Genomic DNA, 1,103 nt, shown 5'->3' with positions numbered 1-1,103 from the left:
GTAACCGCGCCATGAACCCCACCTTCAAACCCGCGGCCTGAGGCCGGATGCTGAGCTCCCGATTCCCTCTGGAGCTTACCCGGCATGATGCGTCCCGATGCCAAGGTCGAAAAAGTCTACCTCTACCCCCAACCCGTGGACTTTCGAAAATCCATCGACGGTCTGGCCGCTCTGGTCGAACTGGATATCAAGGTCGCCGTGTTCGACCCAGTGCTGTTCGTCTTCCTCAACCGCGCCCGCAATCGGGTGAAGATTTTGTATTGGGAGCGCAACGGCTTTTGCCTGTGGCTCAAGCGCCTGGATGCCGAGCGCTTCAAGTCGCACCCCGAGCCCGGTGACGCGGCCATCGTGCTGACGGCCCAGGAATTGAACTGGTTATTGGACGGCATCGACCTCTGGCGCAACCGCCCGCACCAGGTGCTGACCCCACGTTTCGTGACCTGAACCGGTATAATCCACGGCATGCTGACCATGCCCAAAACCCTTCCCGACGACCCGATTCTGCTCAAGCAGTTGCTGCTCGCGGCGAGCGCGCAGATGTCGGAAAAGGACAAGGCAATAACGGCCAAGGACGGGCAAATCGAGCACCTTCGCGAACAAAATGCGCTGCTGCTCCAGCGCCTGTTCGGCCGTAAATCCGAGCAGAGCCCCGATCCCGACTCGCCGCAGCTGGCCATGTTCAACGAGGCCGAAAGCCTGGCCGACCCGGCCACGGCAGAGGCCGCTGACGATGCAGAAGAAGGCGTTGCGCCGCTCAAGCGCCGCGGCAAGCGCAGGCCGCTGCCGGCCGAGCTGCCGCGCATCGAGGTCCTCCATGAGCTGCCCGAACATGAGCTGACCTGCGTCTGCGGGTGCCGCAAACACGTCATCGGCGAAGACACCAGCGAGCAGCTGGAGATCGTGCCGATGCAGATCCGGGTGATCCGCCACATCCGTAAAACCTACGGCTGCCGGGGCTGCGAAGCCGCGCCGGTGACCGCCGACAAGCCGGCGCAACTGATCGAGAAAAGCCTGGCCAGCCCCAGCCTGCTGGCCACGCTGCTGACCGCCAAGTACGTCGACGGCCTGCCGCTGCACCGTTTCGAAAACGTGCTGAGCCGTCA

The 1,103-nt window shown here is 63.3% G+C and carries 2 protein-coding genes; both read left to right on the top strand.

The genetic code is table 11. The features are described from left to right. Positions 1 to 84 precede the first annotated feature (84 nt). Positions 85 to 444: an IS66 family insertion sequence element accessory protein TnpB gene (gene tnpB / locus VF716_RS20295; RefSeq protein ID WP_011914302.1), complete on the top strand. Its 360-nt coding sequence runs from the start codon at positions 85 to 87 to the stop codon at positions 442 to 444. A gap of 27 nt (positions 445 to 471) precedes the next feature. Next, the coding region (locus VF716_RS20290) for an IS66 family transposase zinc-finger binding domain-containing protein (protein WP_440552919.1) at positions 472 to 1,103 on the top strand (632 nt) is incomplete at its 3' end.

It is taken from the genome of Stutzerimonas sp. Brlt_14 (assembly GCF_051948915.1).
GTDB lineage: Bacteria > Pseudomonadota > Gammaproteobacteria > Pseudomonadales > Pseudomonadaceae > Stutzerimonas > Stutzerimonas stutzeri.
Note: the sequence above shows the minus strand (reverse complement) of the source record. Positions and strands in the feature narration are given on the sequence as shown.

Bases quoted from the DNA above. Each gene is read 5' to 3' on its own strand.
- tnpB (WP_011914302.1), top strand. From the start codon at position 85: ATGATGCGTCCCGATGCCAAGGTCGAAAAAGTCTACCTCTACCCCCAA.